At 71.8% G+C, this 17339-nt stretch carries 15 protein-coding genes; 9 read left to right on the top strand and 6 right to left on the bottom strand.

From position 1 onward, the window contains the following. Window positions 1-289 precede the first annotated feature (289 nt). The 4 genes from IF54_RS0110615 to IF54_RS0110600 all read left to right on the top strand — a co-directional run bounded on the left by IF54_RS0110615 (window position 290) and on the right by IF54_RS0110600 (window position 3952). Window positions 290-907 carry an RNA polymerase sigma factor gene (locus IF54_RS0110615; RefSeq protein ID WP_030316936.1) on the top strand — a complete coding sequence of 206 codons (618 nt, stop codon included), beginning with the start codon at window positions 290-292 and terminating at the stop codon, window positions 905-907. Further along, complete coding sequence (locus tag IF54_RS0110610; RefSeq protein ID WP_051735393.1) at window positions 904-1737, top strand: hypothetical protein; 834 nt, start codon at window positions 904-906, stop codon at window positions 1735-1737. Before IF54_RS0110615 ends, IF54_RS0110610 begins: the two co-directional genes overlap by 4 nt. Window positions 1738-2168: 431 nt before the next feature. After that, window positions 2169-2831 (top strand): RNA polymerase sigma factor, encoded by a 663-nt coding sequence (locus IF54_RS0110605; protein WP_030316932.1) that lies wholly within the window; start codon window positions 2169-2171, stop codon window positions 2829-2831. Further along, window positions 2831-3952 carry a hypothetical protein gene (locus IF54_RS0110600; protein WP_037819756.1) on the top strand — a complete coding sequence of 374 codons (1122 nt, stop codon included), beginning with the start codon at window positions 2831-2833 and terminating at the stop codon, window positions 3950-3952. The genes IF54_RS0110605 and IF54_RS0110600 overlap by 1 nt, the downstream gene beginning before the upstream one ends. Before the next feature lie 216 nt (window positions 3953-4168). Here the strand turns inward: IF54_RS0110600 and IF54_RS0110595 are convergent, their stop codons facing one another. Then, window positions 4169-5020 (bottom strand): L,D-transpeptidase family protein, encoded by an 852-nt coding sequence (locus IF54_RS0110595; protein WP_030316928.1) that lies wholly within the window; start codon window positions 5018-5020, stop codon window positions 4169-4171. Window positions 5021-5240: 220 nt separating this feature from the next. Between IF54_RS0110595 and IF54_RS0110590 the strand changes: the two genes are divergently transcribed. Together IF54_RS0110590 and leuE are read left to right on the top strand one after the other, a co-directional pair. Continuing rightward, window positions 5241-6821, top strand: a complete 1581-nt coding sequence (locus IF54_RS0110590) for an acyl-CoA mutase large subunit family protein (protein ID WP_030316926.1) — start codon at window positions 5241-5243, stop codon at window positions 6819-6821. A 17-nt stretch (window positions 6822-6838) separates the two neighbouring features. Then, window positions 6839-7489, top strand: a complete 651-nt coding sequence (gene leuE, locus IF54_RS0110585) for a leucine efflux protein LeuE (protein ID WP_030316923.1) — start codon at window positions 6839-6841, stop codon at window positions 7487-7489. Here leuE and IF54_RS0110580 read toward each other — a convergent pair. After that, entirely contained in the window at window positions 7479-8879 is a 1401-nt protein-coding gene (locus tag IF54_RS0110580) for an FAD-dependent oxidoreductase (protein ID WP_030316921.1), read from the bottom strand. The genes leuE and IF54_RS0110580 overlap by 11 nt on opposite strands. A gap of 69 nt (window positions 8880-8948) precedes the next feature. Between IF54_RS0110580 and IF54_RS0110575 the strand changes: the two genes are divergently transcribed. Continuing rightward, entirely contained in the window at window positions 8949-9626 is a 678-nt protein-coding gene (locus tag IF54_RS0110575) for a TetR/AcrR family transcriptional regulator (RefSeq protein ID WP_030316918.1), read from the top strand. On the opposite strand, the gene IF54_RS0110570 is transcribed toward IF54_RS0110575, so the two are convergent. The 4 genes from IF54_RS0110570 to IF54_RS0110555 form a co-directional block, all read right to left on the bottom strand. Next, entirely contained in the window at window positions 9592-10464 is an 873-nt protein-coding gene (locus IF54_RS0110570) for a class I SAM-dependent methyltransferase (protein ID WP_030316917.1), read from the bottom strand. The two genes, IF54_RS0110575 and IF54_RS0110570, sit on opposite strands and share 35 nt — an antisense overlap. Before the next feature lie 105 nt (window positions 10465-10569). After that, entirely contained in the window at window positions 10570-11703 is a 1134-nt protein-coding gene (locus IF54_RS0110565; RefSeq protein ID WP_030316916.1) for an acyltransferase family protein, read from the bottom strand. A gap of 204 nt (window positions 11704-11907) precedes the next feature. Beyond that, complete coding sequence (locus IF54_RS0110560; RefSeq protein ID WP_234438959.1) at window positions 11908-13293, bottom strand: alpha-2,8-polysialyltransferase family protein; 1386 nt, start codon at window positions 13291-13293, stop codon at window positions 11908-11910. Continuing rightward, the gene (locus IF54_RS0110555; protein WP_030316913.1) at window positions 13293-14279 is read right to left on the bottom strand and encodes a glycosyltransferase family 2 protein; all 987 of its coding nucleotides are present in this window, start codon (window positions 14277-14279) and stop codon (window positions 13293-13295) included. The genes IF54_RS0110560 and IF54_RS0110555 overlap by 1 nt, the downstream gene beginning before the upstream one ends. A 198-nt stretch (window positions 14280-14477) precedes the next feature. Between IF54_RS0110555 and IF54_RS0110550 the strand changes: the two genes are divergently transcribed. Beyond that, on the top strand, window positions 14478-15893 hold the full coding sequence (locus IF54_RS0110550; protein ID WP_030316911.1) for a DUF6716 putative glycosyltransferase: 1416 nt from the start codon (window positions 14478-14480) through the stop codon (window positions 15891-15893). A gap of 170 nt (window positions 15894-16063) precedes the next feature. Further along, entirely contained in the window at window positions 16064-17329 is a 1266-nt protein-coding gene (locus tag IF54_RS0110545) for an N-acylneuraminate cytidylyltransferase (RefSeq protein ID WP_030316909.1), read from the top strand. Window positions 17330-17339: the final 10 nt, after the last annotated feature.

The raw sequence follows: 17339 nt of genomic DNA, 5'->3' as shown, positions 1-17339 counted from the left end.
GCGGTCTGTACGCACGCCTGTTACGACGACTCACTACCTACCCCACCCCTTGGACTTACCGGAGTTCCCCTGAACCCGGTCACAAAAGTGCCACCTCTTGCACAGGTGGCACTCACACAGCGTTCAAACGATCGCAGACGTCACAGGAGTTGCTCGCAGGGACCTGTGGGACCGGTGCGCGACTGTGACACTTCCGTGCGGGCGGACGCTGTTGACATGGGAGACATGGGCAAGGGCGGGCCCGCAGAACGTGTGGAATCGCCACGAACCGGTACGGACAGGAAAGTTCTTGGGCCAGGGAGGGGAACCCCGCCGCGCGCAGGCGTACGACGGGGAACTGGGCGCGGCCGTCGCGCGGGCCCAGGAGGGCGACGAGGCCGCGTTCGCGGTCGCCTACCGGTTGGTGCAGCCCGGACTGCTCGGGTATCTGCGCGGGCTGGTCGGGGACGACGCCGAGGACGTGGCGTCCGACGCCTGGCTGGAGATCGCCCGGGACCTCGGGCGGTTCCGGGGCGACGGGGCCGGGTTCCGCGGCTGGAGCGCGACCATCGCCCGGCACCGGGCCCTGGACCATCTGCGCCGGCAGAAGGTACGGCCCCGGTCGTCCGCCCTGGAGCAGGACATGCTGGACCTGCCCGGCCCGCACAGCACCCACGACCAGGCGCTGGAGTCCCTGTCCACCGAGTACGCCCTCGACCTGGTCCGGGCACTTCCGCGCGACCAGGCCGAGGCGGTGCTGCTCCGGGTCGTCGTCGGCCTCGACGGCCCGGCCGCCGCCCGCGTCCTCGGCAAACGCCCCGGCGCGGTGCGCACCGCGGCCTACCGGGGTCTGAAGCGGCTGGCGCAGCTGGTAGGCGCCGAGAGTGTGACGGATGAGCGCCCCCGGACGCTGGGGGAGTCGACATGACAGGCGAGCAGGGCACGGCGGACGGGAACGGACACGGCATGGGTGACGAGCGGCCGTACGGCGAGACGTCGCCCGCGCCCCAGCCGTCGTACGACCGGGGCCGGCTCGAGAGGGTGCTGGAGGCCGCGCTTCTCGGGGCGAAGGAGGACGGGGAGGCCGAGCGCCGGGCCGTCGACGCCTTCCGGGTGGCGAGGGACACCGGGGCGCACCGGGCGCGGACCCGGCGGCGGGACGACTGGCGGCCCCGCCCGCAGCGGCACCCGGGGCGGTCGTGGAAGGCGACGCTCTCCGTGCTGCTGGCGAGTCTCACCCTCGGCGGTGTCGCCTACGCGGCGATCGGCGCGGGTGGCGACGGCCCGGCCAAGGGCGCGGCGCGCGACGAGGGCGTACGTCCGGGGGTCACCGCGAGTGCCCCGGCCCCCTCACCGACCTCCCCCCGGTCCTCCGCGACCGCCCCAGCCGACCGTCCGGCCACCGCGAAGGACACCCTGGCCCACTGCCGGGCGTACGAGAAGCTCCGGGGCCGTGGCAAGGCGCTCGACTCCACGGCGTACCGGAGGCTGGCGGCGGCTGCGGGCGGTGAGGCGAAGGTGAGGGCCTACTGCGCCGCGCTGACCGACTCGACCGGGACCGGGGCCGGGACCGGGGCCGAGGCGGGCGCCAAGGGTGCCGCGGGTGCCGCCGACGACGCGAAGCCGGGGAGCGGAAGCGGGAACGGGCAGGAGCAGGGGGCCTCGGGGGCGGACGGCTCGAGCGGGTCGAACGGGTCGAGCGGCTCGAACGGGTCCAAGGGGTCGAACACGGACGGGAACCAGTCCCGGAAGCGCTGATCCTGTGAGCGACTCCTGTGCGACTCCTGTGCGACTCCTGTGCGAGTCCTTCAGGACGACGGCCGTACCCGAGACGCTCGCGCGGTGTACGCGCGTCTGCTGCACCTGATCCCGTGGTCGCCCGGCACCGCGGAGACGGCCGAGGCCGCCACCCCCCACAGGAGAGGCCCCGGCCGTCGCGCGGCACGGGCCGCGCGGCGGCCCGTACTCTCTACAGCGCCGCGGGTGCGGTTTGTGTCACACCCCGCCCCGGATCACGAGGGCGTTGCTTTTTGTACGGACATGGACGAGCAGCGGTTTCAGGTCGTAACGTGCCTTTCGCGCCGGGCGCGGATGTTGAATGATCAAACGTGACTCTCGAACGATCACCACCACCCTCGACGGCTCGAAGCGACGACCATCGATCGCGACCACGTATTGAGGACTCACGGGTGCTGGGGGACGACGCGGAGCTGACTGCCGCGGTGCTTGCGGCGCAGGACGGGGACGAGACCGCGTTCCGTACTGTGTACCGCACCGTGCACCCGCGGCTGCTCGGATACGTCCGGACACTGGTCGGCGATCCGGACGCCGAGGACGTGGCCTCCGAGGCCTGGCTTCAGATAGCCCGTGACCTGGACCGCTTCGACGGCGACGCGGACCGCTTCCGCGGCTGGGCCGCCCGGATAGCCCGCAACCGCGCCCTGGACCACATACGGATGCGCGGCCGCCGCCCCGCCATCGGCGGCGACGAGACAGAACTGACCGGCAAGCCGGCCGAGTCGGACACCGCCGGCGAGGCCATCGAGGCGCTCGCCACCGGCACCACCCTCTCGCTCATCGCCCGGCTGCCCCAGGACCAGGCCGAGGCCGTGGTGCTGCGGGTGGTGGTCGGCCTGGACGCCAAGACCGCCGCAGAGACCCTGGGCAAGCGCCCGGGCGCCGTACGGACCGCCGCGCACCGGGGTCTGAAACGGCTCGCCGAACTCCTCGACGCGGATCCGGAATCCACCGGCGCGCTCGATGCCCTGCCGCCCCAGCGAGAACCGCAGGACCGTGCGGTGACGTCCGCGACTGTGACGCATATGCGTCCACGGACGCAGAAGGACATGTGATGGCCGACGAGAGCTACAGGTGGCTGGACCTCGAGACAGCGGAGCGGTTGCTGCGCGGCGAGTCACTGGAAGCTGTCGACGAGACCACCCGCGACCAGGCCGAACTCCTCGCGCGGGCCCTCGCCGCACTGACCGCGGAACCCCCGCCGACCAGCACCGAACTGCCCGGCGAGGAGGCCGCGTTGGCCGCCTTCCGCAAGGCGCGCGCGGACCGTGCGGACGACTGGGAGAGCCCTCCCGCGCTCAGCCGGCCCCAGGGCGGAGGCGACCCCGCCGACCCCGCCGACGCCGGTCTCGTACGCATCGGTGCCCCCCGTCCGAAGGCCGCGCCGCCCCGCCGGCGCCGCTCCGCGCACTTCGGCCTGACCGCCGTCCTGGCCGCCGGCGTGGTGGGCGGAGCCGCGGTCGTGGCCGGAACCGGAGTCCTGGCGCCGTCCGGCAACGACGAACCGGAGCCCGGTGCGTCGGTGTCCGCGGACGCCTCCCCGACCCGTCCGCTCGGGTCCTCTTCGCCCCGGGCCCCCGAGGTCTCGCCCTCGCCCGAGGGGTCCCCGTCCGGCGGGGCCGGTTCGCGCGACACCGCCCGCGGTGACACCGGCACGGCCCACGGCTCGGCCTCCCAGGGGCTCGGCGTCCGTCCCGAGGGCGACTGGCGATCCGCTCTCTCGTCCTGCCGTGACCTGCACCAGGGCAAGGAACTGAACCCGAACCGCAAGCGCTCGCTGGAGGGTGCGGCGGGCGGCTCGCCGAGGGTGTGGACCTTCTGCAAGGGCGTCCTGTCCGAGGGCGGCGCCCACGCCGGCTCCGACGACCACAAGGGCGGCCGGGGCGGGCACGGCGGCAAGAACGACGACAAGGACGGGGGTGGCCGGGGCGGCGGCAAGGGCCGCGACGACCGCGATCACGACCACGACGGCGACGGCGACGGGCAAGGCGACCGGGGCGACAAGGACGGCCGGAACAACGGCCAGTTCATGGCCCCCCACGACAACCGCCCCGGACCCCACGGCGGCGCCACCCACCCCGCCTCCCTCTCCCCGACGCCCGGCCCGAGCGGGGAAACGATGTCACCGAGCCCCGGCCCGGACCCGGAGCCGAGCCCGTCGTACAGCGCGCTCTGACCCTGCCCGGCCCGCTGACCTGCACCTTTCGCACCCTCCGCAATCATCGTCGCGGTGGGTGTGACGTTTTCGGACGCCGTGGCGCAGTAATGAGTGAGCCGACTGGTCATCGGCCGTCGCACAGAGCCGGGGTTCCCCCCGTACCTACGGCTCGTGCACCTGGCGCGGGCGGGACACGTTCCCCCGGTCCCGTCCGCGCCCCTTAACCTTCAGTGCTCACCAGTAAACGACGACCTTGTCGCCGTTCCGCACCTGGGCGAACAGGCTCGCGATCGCCCCCTCGTCCCGCACGTTGACGCAGCCGTGCGAGCCGCCCGCGTAGCCATGGGCCGCGAAGTCGGCCGAGTAGTGCACCGCCTGGCCCCCGCTGAAGAACATCGCGTACGGCATGGGGGAGTCGTAGAGCGTCGACACGTGGTGGCGTGACTTCCAGTAGACGCGGAACACACCCTCCCGGGTCGGGGTGCCCACCGAGCCGAAACGGACCGACACGGTCGTCAGCGTGCGGCCGTCGATCATCCAGCGCAGGGTCCGGCTCGTCTTGCTGATGCACAGCACCCGCCCGGTCAGACAGCGCGGGTCAGGGGCGTCGGCCGGCTGCCCGCCCATCAGGTACAGCTCCCACTTGCCCGGCTCGTGGGTCATGGCCTTCAGCCGCTTCCAGGTGACCGTGTCGGTCCGCCCGGTCCTCGGCAGCCCGCGCTTGCCCTGGAACCCCTTCACCGCCCGCTCGGTGAGATCGTCGTACGACCCCGTCGGGCCGTCGTAGAGCCAGGCGACCTGCCGCAGCCGGGCCTGGAGCTCCCGCACGCCGGGCCCCGTGTCGCCGCGCGACCACAGCACGGGGCCGGACGCGGCGGAAGTGCTCGGCGGTGTCGTGCCGGGTTTGGGGTCCTGTGCCGACGGCGTCGCCTCGGCGCCGGGGTCCCGCGCCGGCGGGGTACTGCGCTTCGGCACCTCGATCCGCACGGGGAGATGTCGCCCGCCGTCGCCGTCCTCACCGCTGCCCTGCACCGTGCAGCCGCAGGCCATCGCCAGGACCAGCAGTGCCGCGAACCCTCGCCCCATGCCCGTAGTACGCATCCGGACCCCCAGCCGTCTCACCGACATCCCCTCGATGTCTCCCCCCACTCGCCCGCCGACGAACGACCCACTCGCCCGCCGACGAACGACCCGGTCGCCCCCCGACGAACGACCCGGTCGCCCCCCGATGAGCGGCCCGGCCCGTTTCCCCCGGTCGCCGACCACCCGGCGGCGCTCCCCGCGACACCGCAATACGGTGGTGGGCATGACGCGTGAGTCGGAGTCCGGACTGCCCATCCAACCCGTCTACGGTCCCGAGGCCCTTCAGGGCTGGGATCCCGCGGAGAAGCTCGGTGCGCCGGGCGCGTACCCCTTCACGCGGGGCGTGTACCCGTCGATGTACACCGGCCGCCCCTGGACCATGCGCCAGTACGCCGGTTTCGGCACGGCCGTGGAGTCCAACGCCCGCTACCGGCAGCTGATCGCCCACGGCACCACGGGCCTGTCGGTCGCCTTCGACCTGCCCACCCAGATGGGCCACGACTCGGACGCCCCGATCGCGCACGGCGAGGTCGGCAAGGTGGGCGTGGCCATCGACTCGATCGACGACATGCGGGTGCTGTTCGGAGGGATCCCGCTGGGAGAGGTGTCGACGTCGATGACGATCAACGCCCCGGCCGCCCTCCTCCTGCTCCTGTACCAACTGGTCGCGGAGGAACAGGGAGTCCCGGCCGACAGGCTCACCGGCACGATCCAGAACGACGTGCTGAAGGAGTACATCGCGCGCGGCACGTACATCTTCCCGCCGAAGCCCTCCCTGCGTCTGACCGCGGACATCTTCAAGTACTGCGGGGCCGAGATCCCGCGGTGGAACACGATCTCGATCTCCGGCTACCACATGGCGGAGGCGGGGGCCTCGCCCGCGCAGGAGATCGCCTTCACCCTCGCCGACGGCATCGAGTACGTCCGTACGGCGGTCGCGGCCGGCATGGACGTCGACGACTTCGCACCCCGCCTGTCCTTCTTCTTCGTCGCCCGTACGACGCTCCTGGAGGAGGTGGCCAAGTTCCGTGCCGCCCGCCGGATCTGGGCGCGGGTGATGCGGGAGGAGTTCGGCGCGCAGAACCCGAAGTCGCTGATGCTGCGCTTCCACACCCAGACCGCGGGCGTCCAGCTGACCGCCCAGCAGCCGGAGGTGAACCTCGTCCGGGTCGCGGTGCAGGGTCTCGCGGCCGTCCTCGGCGGCACCCAGTCCCTGCACACCAACTCCTTCGACGAGGCGATCGCCCTGCCGACGGACAAGTCCGCCCGCCTCGCCCTGCGCACCCAGCAGGTGCTGGCCCACGAGACGGACGTGACCGCGACGGTCGACCCCTTCGCCGGGTCGTACGTCGTCGAGCGGATGACCGACGACGTGGAGGAGGCCGCGCTGGACCTGATGCGGAAGGTCGAGGACCTCGGCGGCGCGGTGTCGGCCATCGAGCACGGCTTCCAGAAGAACGAGATCGAGCGGAACGCGTACCGCATCGCGCAGGAGACCGACTCGGGCGAGCGGGTCGTGGTCGGCGTCAACCGCTTCCAGCTCGACCTGGAGGAGCCGTACGAGCCCCTCCGGGTCGACCCCGCGATCGAGTCCCAGCAGACCGAGCGCCTCGCCCGGCTCCGCGCCGAACGCGACGGCGCCGCCGTGGACGCCGCCCTGGCCGCCCTCAAGAAGGCCGCCGAGGGCGAGGACAACGTGCTGTACCCCATGAAGAACGCCCTCAGGGCCCGGGCGACGGTCGGCGAGGTGTGCGGCGCCCTGCGCGAGGTGTGGGGCACGTACGTTCCTTCCGACGCGTTCTGAATGCGACACTCGTCTGCATGTTCGGTGTCATCGACCTCCCCACCTACCTGGCAGGCCTCGTCCTGATCGTGCTGCTGCCCGGGCCCAACTCGCTCTACGTCGTCTCCGTCGCCGCGCGGCGGGGCGTACGGGCCGGGTACACCGCCGCGGCCGGGGTGTGGTGCGGGGACACCGTGCTGATGACACTGTCCGCGGCCGGGGTGGCCTCGCTGCTCCAGGCCAACGCCGTGCTGTTCGGGATCGTGAAGTACGCCGGGGCCGGGTATCTGACCTGGCTCGCGGTCGGGATGCTGCGGGCCGCGTGGGGGATGTGGCGGAGTCGCCGCTCACCGGTGGCCGACGCGGAGGTCGCCGCCGAGGGCCCCGCCGAGCGGCCGTACCGCAAGGCCCTCGTGATCAGCCTCTTCAACCCCAAGGCGATCCTGTTCTTCATCGCCTTCTTCGTGCAGTTCGTGGACCCGGCCTACGCGTATCCGGCCGTCTCCTTCGTGGTGCTCGGGGCGTTCGCCCAGGTGGCCAGTTTCCTGTACCTCACCGTGCTGATATTCAGCGGGACGAAGCTGGCGGAGGCCTTCCGCCGCAGGCGGCTGCTGTCGGCCGGGGCGACGTCCGCCGCGGGAGCGCTGTTCCTGGGGTTCGCGGTGAAGCTCTCGCTGGCTAGCGCGTGACCAGCCGCCGGACGTAGTCGGTCAGCGTGCCGGTGTCCTCGCCCGCCCAGCCCACATAGCCGTCGGGACGGACCAGGAACAGCCCCTTGCCGTACGACGGCTGCTCCTCGCCCGTGACCACCCGCACCGCTTCCGGCAGTTCGGGCGCCTCGGTCCCGACGGCCACCAGCGTCCAGTGCGGGCCCCGGAACGCGTCGAAGAGCCGGGTGCCGTCGAGCTTGCCGTCGGGGGCGCGGTCGCCCGCGCGGAGCCCGGTCACCGCCGTACGGGTCTCCTCGCTCAGGGACGACTCCCGGTACCCCAGGTTCAGTTGCCGGGTGGCGTCCCCGCGGCGGACCTCCCCGCGGTGCACGCCCGTCGAGATGCCGAGCATGTGGGCGGCGACGGGCCGGCGCTCCTCCTCGTAGGTGTCCAGGAGATCCGCCGGGGCCCCGGACCGCAGGACCGCTGCCAGTTTCCAGCCCAGGTTGTACGCGTCCTGGACGCTCGTGTTCAGGCCCTGCCCGCCCGCCGGGGAGTGGACGTGGGCCGCGTCGCCCGCGAGGAGGACCCGGCCGGAGCGGAAGGCGTCGGCGAGGGCCGCGCGGGGCCGGAAGTCGGAGGCCCAGCGGACCTCGGTGACGGACTCGGGGGCGAGGTGGGAGCGGGCCGCGACGACCTCGCGGATCGCGTCGGGGGACAGATCCACGTCGGTGCCCTCCGGGAACTGGGCCACGACCTGGAAGTCGTCCGTGCCGGCCAGCGGGCAGATGGCGAGGTAGGCGGAGCCGTCATCGCGGGGCGGGAAGATGTGCCAGTTGTCGCGGTCCAGGCCCGTGATGCGGACGTCCGCGACGAGCATCGGGTGGGGGTCGACGGTCTCGCCGGTCATGCCGATCCCGAGTGTCCTGCGGACGACCGAGCGGCCGCCGTCGGCGGCGACGAGATGGCGGGCGCGGATCTCGGGGCCGGTCGCGAAGCGCACGGTCACCCCGTCGGCGTCCTGTTCGAACCCGATGACCTCCCGTCCGAAGGACACCCGGCCGCCGAGCTCCACGAGCCGCGCGAACAGCACTTCCTGCGTGCGCCACTGGGGCACCATCCAGGGCGCGTTGTACGGCGAGTCGTCCGTGACCTCGGCCGGCTCGAACATCCGGTGCTCGCCCACCCGCTCGCCGTCCTGCCAGACCATCCCGACCGGGTACGTGCCGCCGACGGCATGGATCGCGTCGAGCACGCCGAGGTCGTCGAAGACCTCCATCGTGCGCGGCTGGATGCCCTTGCCGCGCGAGCCCGGGAACAGCCGGTCCGCCTTCTCCACGACCAGCGCGTCCACGCCCCGCCGGGCGAGGTCGATGCCGAGGGCGAGGCCGGTGGGGCCGGCGCCGACGACCAGTACGTCCGTGTTCATGACCACTCCTTAACGCTGTTAAGTGCTCTTCCCTCCGAGCGTGCCCTTAACGCTGTTAAGCTGTCAAGCGTGAGTACGGAGAAACGCCCACCCCTCGACCGCGCACGCGTCGCCGGCACCGCGCTGAAGCTCCTGAACGACGTGGGCCTCGACGGCCTCACCCTGCGGGCCATCGCCAGGGAACTCGACGTCAAGGCACCCGCCCTGTACTGGCACTTCAAGGACAAGCAGGCCCTGCTCGACGAGATGGCCACGGAGATGTACCGGCGCATGGTCGCGGGCACCGCTCTCGACCCGTCCGACACCTGGCGGGAACGGCTGCTCAAGGCCAACCGCGGACTGCGCACCGCCCTGCTCGGCTACCGCGACGGCGCCAAGGTCTACAGCGGCTCACGCTTCACGGGCCTGGTCCACGTCGAGCAGATGGAGGGGACCCTGGCCCTCTTCACGGCCGCCGGATTCACCCTCGCCCAGGCGGTCCGCGCCACCTCGACGTCGTACCTCTACACGCTCGGTTTCGTCATCGAGGAACAGGGCGTGGAGCCCATGCCGGGCGAACGCCGAGAAGGTTTCGACGTGGCCGAACGCGCCCGCCTGATGGCCGACTTCCCCCTGTCGGCCGCGGCGGGCGCGGAGATCTTCCAGGACTTCGACCAGCATTACGAGGAGGGGCTGGCGCTGGTGCTGGCGGGGATCGAGGGGCGGTACGGGGCTACCGGGCCAGCGCCTTCCGCACCGCGCGAGTGACCACGGGCGGCAGCAGGTCCACGGCGATGCGGCGGGCCGGAGAGCGCCGGGGCCTCGGGGCGGCTTCGGGGGTGCCCGCGGGTGCCACGTAGTGACGGGAGTGCGGGAACGGGGGCGGCTGCATCTTCTGGGCCCGCGCCCGCACCAGCCGGTGACCGGCGGCCTCCTGCACACTCAGGCCGACGTCGGTCCGCCCGCGCAGCATCGCCAGCAGCTCCTCCTGGACCGGCTCCGGATCACCCCAGGTGGCGTACAGCTTCTGGGTGCTGAGGCAGACCGGTCGCAGACCGCGGTTCAGCACCGCCTCCCACACGGCGACCGAGACGCCCGGGGTGTGCTCGGAGCGGAAGTCGTCCAGGACGACGATCCCCTCCGGGCGCAGGATCTCGCGGGCGGCACCGATGTCGCCGTGCACGTGCTCGTAGAGGTGCGAGGCGTCGATGTGCACGAACCGGCAGGTGCCCGGAGCCACTTCGCCGGGGACGACCGAGGTGGGGCCCTCGATCACCTTCGGCAGGACGTCGTGAAAGGAGAGGTAGTTCCGCTCGAAGGCCTGCCGGGTGAGGGAGGCGTACGACTTCGTCGCCTCCGCGCGGTTGGCGCCGTCCGGTGCCTCGCCCCCGAACAGATCACACACCGTGAACCGTTCGCCGTCCCGCAGATGCCGACCCAGCAGGATCGCGCTCTTGCCCATGTACACGCCCAGTTCCAGCAGGTCACCCGGTTCCTCCTGGCGTTCCAGGAACCAGTTGAACAGCGTCTGGTCGAGCGGCGGGAACCACCCGGGTACGTCACGGAGTTCACCGGGATACGTGTGCGTCTGCTGTGCGTCGCCCATGAGACCAGTCTGCTCAGTCGGCAACGGCCCCGCGGGCGGAGAAGCGAACGCCGGATGAACAGCTCCGCACGCCTTGTCTGCGCGCCCGGCCCCCGGACGCCCGGCTCAGTGCACCTTGTTGAGTGCCGTGCGCAGCCGTGGCGTAAGGCGGTCCTCGACGAAGCGGGTCAGGAGCCAGGCCAGGGTCAGCATCGAGGTGATCGTCAGGGCGAAGGTCGCCGATGACGGGAGGCCCAGGGTGCGGTGCAGGACGCGGATGACCACCCAGCCCAGGTGTTCGTGCACCAGGTAGAAGGGGTACGTCAGCGCCCCGGCCACCGTCAGCCAGCGCCAGTTCGCCCGGTCCAGCCAGCCCAGCGCGATCGCGGCGACCGCCAGGAAGCCGAAGGCGACGACCAGGATGATGCCGTACGACGTCCGGTGCGCGAAGGCGTGCGGGTCCGAGACGTTCCACAGGTCACGCACCGCGTAGTGCTGGCCGATCAGGAAGCTGACGGCGACGATGCCCCACGCGGTGGCGTCCCTGCGATCGCGGTGGATGAGGTAGAGCCCCATCCCGCCGATGAAGAACGGCGCGTACTCCGGCATCAGCACCATGTCCAGCAGCGGCATCCTCGCACCCTGCGCGATCGCCGCCGCCAGCGTCCAGCAGGCGCAGAACATCACGACCCGGCGCCGGGTCGCCCCCGGCAGGACGACCACCAGCGCGAACAGGGCGTAGAAACGGATCTCCGCCCACAGCGTCCAGTCCACGCCCAGCACCCGGTCCACGCCCAGCGGCTGCTGGAGCAGCGTCAGGTTCACCAGTGCGTCGCTCGGCGAGACCGTCCTGTAGGCCACCCACGGCAGGGCGAACACCCCGGCCACGAGGAGCACGGCCGCCCAGTACGCCGGCATCAGCCGGGACACCCGGGAGGCGAAGAACGAGCGCAGCGGGCGGCCCCAGCCGCTCATGCAGATCACGAAGCCGCTGATGACGAAGAAGATCTGGACGCCGAGACAGCCGTAGGCGAACGGCGTGTGCAGGGTGGGGAACTGCTGGTCGGCCGAGCTGCCCCAGGCTTTCGTGACCTCGCCGCCGCGTCCGCCGTAGTGGTACAGCGCCACCATCAGCGCGGCGATCAGCCGCAGCCCGTCCAGCGCCCGGAGGCGGCCCCCGGAGCGCTTCACGGGGGCGACCTGAACGGGCGCGGCCGGGACGGGCTGCGGCTGGGTGGTGCTCACGACCGTCTCGGTCACGGTGGTAACCCCTAGCAGGGAGAAGTGGCGTCCACCAGCAGGTTAGGCACCACGCTTGAGTACTTTTGTTCGACGAGATCGCTCTTCGCCCAGCTCTCTCCAAGGGTTCACCTGGGCGACGGACAGGATTCCCGCACTGTTCCCGGCCCCTCGGAGCAACCTCGGCCGCTCGCGGAGCAACCCCGACCGCGCGCAGCGCAACCCCTACCGCTTCACGGACTTCTTCAGCGCCCGTGCCCGGCGCACCACCCGGCGGGCGGTCGCGTTGTGGGGCAGGAAGGCCAGCCGTCCGGGAATGCCGCCGGGCAGACCGAGCGCGGTGAGCCGCTTCTTGCGGAAGTAGCGGCGGGTGCGCGGGCCGAAGTGCTTCGAGAGATAGCGCTCCGCGACCGGACGCAGCGGCGGGTAAATCTGCGGCTGAAGGGTGTAACTCAGCGCGGGGATCAGCTCGTTGAGCGTGTCCACCGACAGCGCCTCCTCGCCGTGGCGCCCCTCCAGGTCCGGCAGCACCGCGTCCGCCAGCACCACCGGGACGCGGTTGCTGTTCTGGTACGGCGTCAGCCGCTGGAGGAGCAGCTCGGTACCGATCCGCGCGGCCGGCAGGTCGTAGAGGGCCGAGGCCGTGAACAGCGCGGTGGAGAAACAGCCCACGACCAGCGCCGGCCGGGCCTTCTCGAACAGCACCTCGGCGAGCACCGGCACGTCCAGGACGGTGAGTTCGACGCTCAGCCGCTCGGCCTCGGCCTCCAGGGCGCGGCTGAAGCGGGCCGGTGCGCTCGGGTGCGGCTTGAAGACGAGCGAGCGGTGCCCCTTGGCGGCCGCGCCCTTCAGCATCCGTACGTGCAGGTCCTCCTCCTCCTCGGGGGAGAGGATGTCCAGCGCGGAGAGGTACTGCCCGAGCAGCAGGGCCGTCTCGTCCGGGACCAGCGGCAACTCCTCGACAGACGCGGTGACTTCACCCATCGCCTTGAGGAACGCGGACGTCGGCACCACGACCGGCGGCACGTCGAACTCGGTCAGCAGCATCGGCGTGAGGCCCGCGATCAGGTCCAGGTGCAGCAGGCGGCGCACCCGGGTGCCGACCAGCGGGTCGAGCTTGTTGCGGGTGGGGCCGTAGCTCATCAGGCCGTCCGCGTACACGTCGACGGGGGCACCGGTGAAGATCTGCGCGACGGTGAGGGCCGGGGCGACCTGGATGGACTCCAGGACCAGTTCGACCCGGTCCTCGCCGAGGTCCCACAGCAGACGCAGATAGCGCTCGAAGAGGGGGATGTCGTCGGGGCGCGGAGCCCAGGACCCCGGGTGGAAGGGGCGGATGGCCTCGTTCCAGGACAGCACCTCGTCGAAGTGGTCCCGCAGCGGCGCGAAGCCCGGCATCTCGTCCAGCGGTGTCGAGATCTCCGGTGTCGCGGTGTTGTTGAACACCAGCAGCACCCGCCGCTCGGCCTCGTCGAAGAGGTCCGAGTCGATCGCGGCGGCCAGGGTGACGGCGCCGTAGAGCGTCGAGGCGCAGAAGATCTGGGTGGTACCGGGGCTGGTGCGGGAGATCCGGGCCGTACCGGGGCTGGTGCGGGAGCTGGTCGTGGGCATCACGCGGCCGCCTTCGCTGAGGTGACCCGCCGCCGCAGCCGCCGCAGCTTGGCGGAGCGGTCCAGGTCCATGGTGTCGAGCACGTCACCGAGCATGTCCTGCGGCATCCGCTTGACGGCCGCCGCGCTCAGGGTCCGCAGCTGCCGGGCCACGGAGGGTTCCCACTTGGACTCGTCGGAGAGATGGTGGGCGATGATCGCGCAGTAGGTGCGCACCGCCTTCGGCAGCAGCCGGTCGGCGTCCGGGTCCGCCGCCGTCTCCTCGATGACCTGGTCGAAGGCGCGGATGAAGTCGAGCTGGCGGGCGTCGCCGATCTGGGTGAGGGAGGAGGCCACCCCGCGCCGGTAGAACACGCCGAGCAGGCTCAGCACGGCGAACGACTCCGCCTCGCGGTGCAGCTTCCAGATCCACGGCCGGTCCTCGGCCGTGCGCAGCCCGTCGGTGAAGTGCAGCAGACCCCGGTCGAGCAGCCGGCGGTGGTAGGCACCGGCCCACGCGTACGCGTAGTCCACCGAGGTCGAGCGGTCGGCGGGCAGGATCGCCTCCCGCGGGTTCAGCACCTCGTTCCGCCGTCCTATCGGCACCCGGTGCACGGTCCGGGCGCGCGCCACCGTCTGCACATGGTCGGTGCGGACGAAGTCGCAGCCCAACTCCTCGATGGCGGTGACCAGTTCGGTGAGGTAACCCGGCGCGAGCCAGTCGTCACCGTCCAGGAAGGTCAGGTACTCGCCCCGGGCCGCGTCCAGGCCGGTGTTGCGCGCGGTGGCGAGCCCGCCGTTCGTCTCGTGGTGCAGCACCTGCACCTGGGCGACGTCCGAGAGCTCCTCGGCCGCGCGGTCGAGAATGGCCGGGGTTTCGTCCTTGGATTTGTCGTTCACCAGCACGAACTCGAAATCCTGGCGGGCATTCAGACGCAGACTTCGGAGAGTGTCCGGGGCGTATTGCTGCACGTTGTAGAACGGCACGATGACGGAGAGCTTAGGCACCCGAGAAACGCTAGAAGGCGGTCCGGCAGCTGAACTTTACGGAAAGGGTACTTCGGGTGAACTCGATGTGTCGGATCGGTGCATCCCGTGTACTTCCCGGGCTCCGGCGGGCCAGTTCGGCTCTCGGTGGGGTGTTGTTAACTTTTCGTTGATTCGCGGTTGGGCCGGACCTTGGAATTGCTTCCTAGCGTCTTCCTCGTGCCGCCAAGTTCTCCGAAGTCCCTCCGAATCGCCGTCCTCGCGGACTCCGACACCCGCTGGAAATGGGGTGCGCTGACCGCCGACCGCATCGCCCCCGGTCCGTCCATGGAAGCCGCCCCGCGAGGCGGGGCGCAAGTCGGCTTCACGCTGGACGGATTCCTGCTGCGCGGCCGGGCCACCCCCACCCCGCGCCAGCTCGACGAAGTGGGCGTGCGGGCGGACTCGCTGCGGGAGGTCACCGCCGTCGAGTTCCTGCGCGCCATGGCCGAGACGTCGTACGACATCGTGGTGCTGGCCCTGGTCGGCGGCGGCGTCCAGGCGATGCTGCACGGCCTCGCGCGGGTCTGGGACGGCCTGGGGAAGGGGGCCGGTTCTGAGGGGCGGCCCGGTTCTGAGAGGCAGTCCGGTTCTGAGAAGCAGTCCGGTTCTGAGAGGCGGCCCGTCGTCGTCACCGGGTACGTCGGAGTCGTCTACGAGAAGCTCGCCGACGGCCTGCTCCTGCGGCACGGAGCCGACCTCGTCCTCGCCAACTCCCGCCAGGACGCCGAGCGTTTCCGCGCGGTGTACGAGGGGGTGGGCGCCGACGCCTCCGCGGTGACCGAGGTGGCGCTGCCGTTCCTCGGCGGGACGGCCTACGAAGGCGAACACTCCCCGTACACCGTGGTGTTCGCGGTCCAGCCCTCGGTGCCCGACAACCGCAGGGACCGCACCTACCTGCTGGAGCGGCTGGTCCGGCACGCCCGGCTGCACCCCGAGCGCGAGGTGCTGCTCAAGCTCCGCTCCAGGCCGGGCGAACACACCACCCACATCGAGGAGTTGCCGTACCAGAAGCTGGTCCAGCGGCTCGATCCGCCGGCCAACTTCCGTCTCGTGTACGGGAACATGGGCCAAGTCCTCGACCACACCGACCTGCTGGTCACCATCAGCTCCACCGCCGCCCTGGAGTCCCTGCACCGCCGTATCCCGACGGTCGTCCTGACCGACCTCGGCGTGCGCGAGGTGCTCGGCAACCACCACTTCGTGGGCTCCGGCTGCCTCGCCTCCTGGGACCAGCTCGACGCGGGACACCGGCCGGTGCCCGACGAGGAGTGGGTGGCCCGGCAGGGCGTCGTCGCCGACGGCACGTACGCGCACGCCTTCGACGCGGCCCGCGAGCGCATCACCAAGCTGCTGGCCTCGCCCGAACTGCCCCCGCTGACCCCGTACTACACACCCGTCACGGCCCCCGGCTACCTGCCCGGCATCCTCGCCCGCCACCACCTCGGCCCCGACGGCACACCGCTGCCGGGCGCCCCCGCCGCCGACAAGGACCCCGGCCCGGTACGGCAGATCGTCCGCCGCGCGGCCCGCGGCGCGTACCGGCACGGGGTGCAGCGGGTGGCTCCGGTCATCCGGCGGATGGGGGAGCTGTGAACGCCTTCCGCGACGCGGCGAACACCTTCCACGGGCCGTTCCGGGGAGCCGCGAACACGTCCTACGGCGACTCCTTCGGCGGCCCCGCCCGACACGCCGCCAGCACGTCCCTGGGCCTTTCCGCAGACGCCGCGACCCCCTCCCACGCCTCTTTCCGAGGAGCAGACCCCATGTCCAACCCGCAGACGAGCCGGAGTGGCTCCGTGCGCCGGGTGCTCGCCGTGATCCCCGCGCGTGGCGGCTCCAAGGGCGTGCCCGCGAAGAACCTCGCCTCCGTCGGCGGCGTCCCGCTGGTGGCCCGGGCGGTGCGCGAGTGCCGTGCCACCCGCCTGGTGACCGACGTGGTCGTCTCCACCGACGACCAGGCCATCGCCGCCGCCGCCCGCTCGGCCGGCGCCGAGGTCGTGCTGCGCCCCGCCGCCATCGCCGGGGACACCGCCACCTCCGAGGCCGCCGTCCTGCACGCCATGGACGCCCACGAGGCCCTGCACGGCTCCGCCGTCGACGTGGTCGTGTTCGTGCAGTGCACCAGCCCCTTCATCGTCCGCGAGGACATCGACGGCGTGGCCTCCGCGATCGTCGAGAACGGCGCCGACACGGCCGTCACCGTCGCCCCCTTCCACGGCTTCATCTGGCGCGACGCCGACACGGAGGCCACCGCCGGCACCGTCACCGAGACCGAGGCGGCCGTCGGCGGCGGCTACGGCGTCAACCACGACAAGTCCTTCCGCCCCCGCCGCCAGGACCGCCCCCAGGACCTCCTGGAGACCGGCGCCGCCTACGCCATGGACGCGCCCGGCTTCCGCAAGCACCAGCACCGCTTCTTCGGCCGCACCGAACTCGTGCGCACCGACCCCGCGCGCGTGCTGGAGATCGACGACCCGCACGACCTGGCCCGCGCCCGCGCGCTGGCCCCCCTCTTCGACGCGGACCGCCCCGGCGCGCTCCCGTCCTTCGAGGACGTCGACGCGGTCGTCCTGGACTTCGACGGCACCCAGACCGACGACAGGGTGCTGATCGACGCCGATGGAAAGGAGTTCGTCTCCGTGCACCGCGGCGACGGACTCGGCATCGCCGCCCTGCGCAAGTCGGGCCTGGAGATGCTGATCCTCTCCACGGAGCAGAACCCGGTCGTCGCCGCCCGCGCACGGAAGCTCAAGATCCCCGTGCTGCACGGCATCGACCGGAAGGACCTCGCCCTCAAGCAGTGGTGCGAGGAGCAGGGCATCGCGCCCGAGCGCGTGCTCTACGTCGGCAACGACGTCAACGACCTCCCGTGCTTCGCCCTCGTGGGCTGGCCCGTGGCGGTCGCGAGCGCCCACGACGTGGTACGCGGCGCCGCCCGTGCGGTCACCACCGTCCCCGGTGGCGACGGCGCGATCCGAGAGATCGCCAGCTGGATCCTCGGCCCCTCTCTCGACTCCCTCACCAAGTAAGGAAATCACC

This window comes from Streptomyces sp. NRRL B-3229 (assembly GCF_000719505.1).
Classification (GTDB): Bacteria; Actinomycetota; Actinomycetes; order Streptomycetales; family Streptomycetaceae; genus Streptomyces; species Streptomyces griseorubiginosus.
This window is presented reverse-complemented; position numbering and strand designations above follow the sequence as displayed.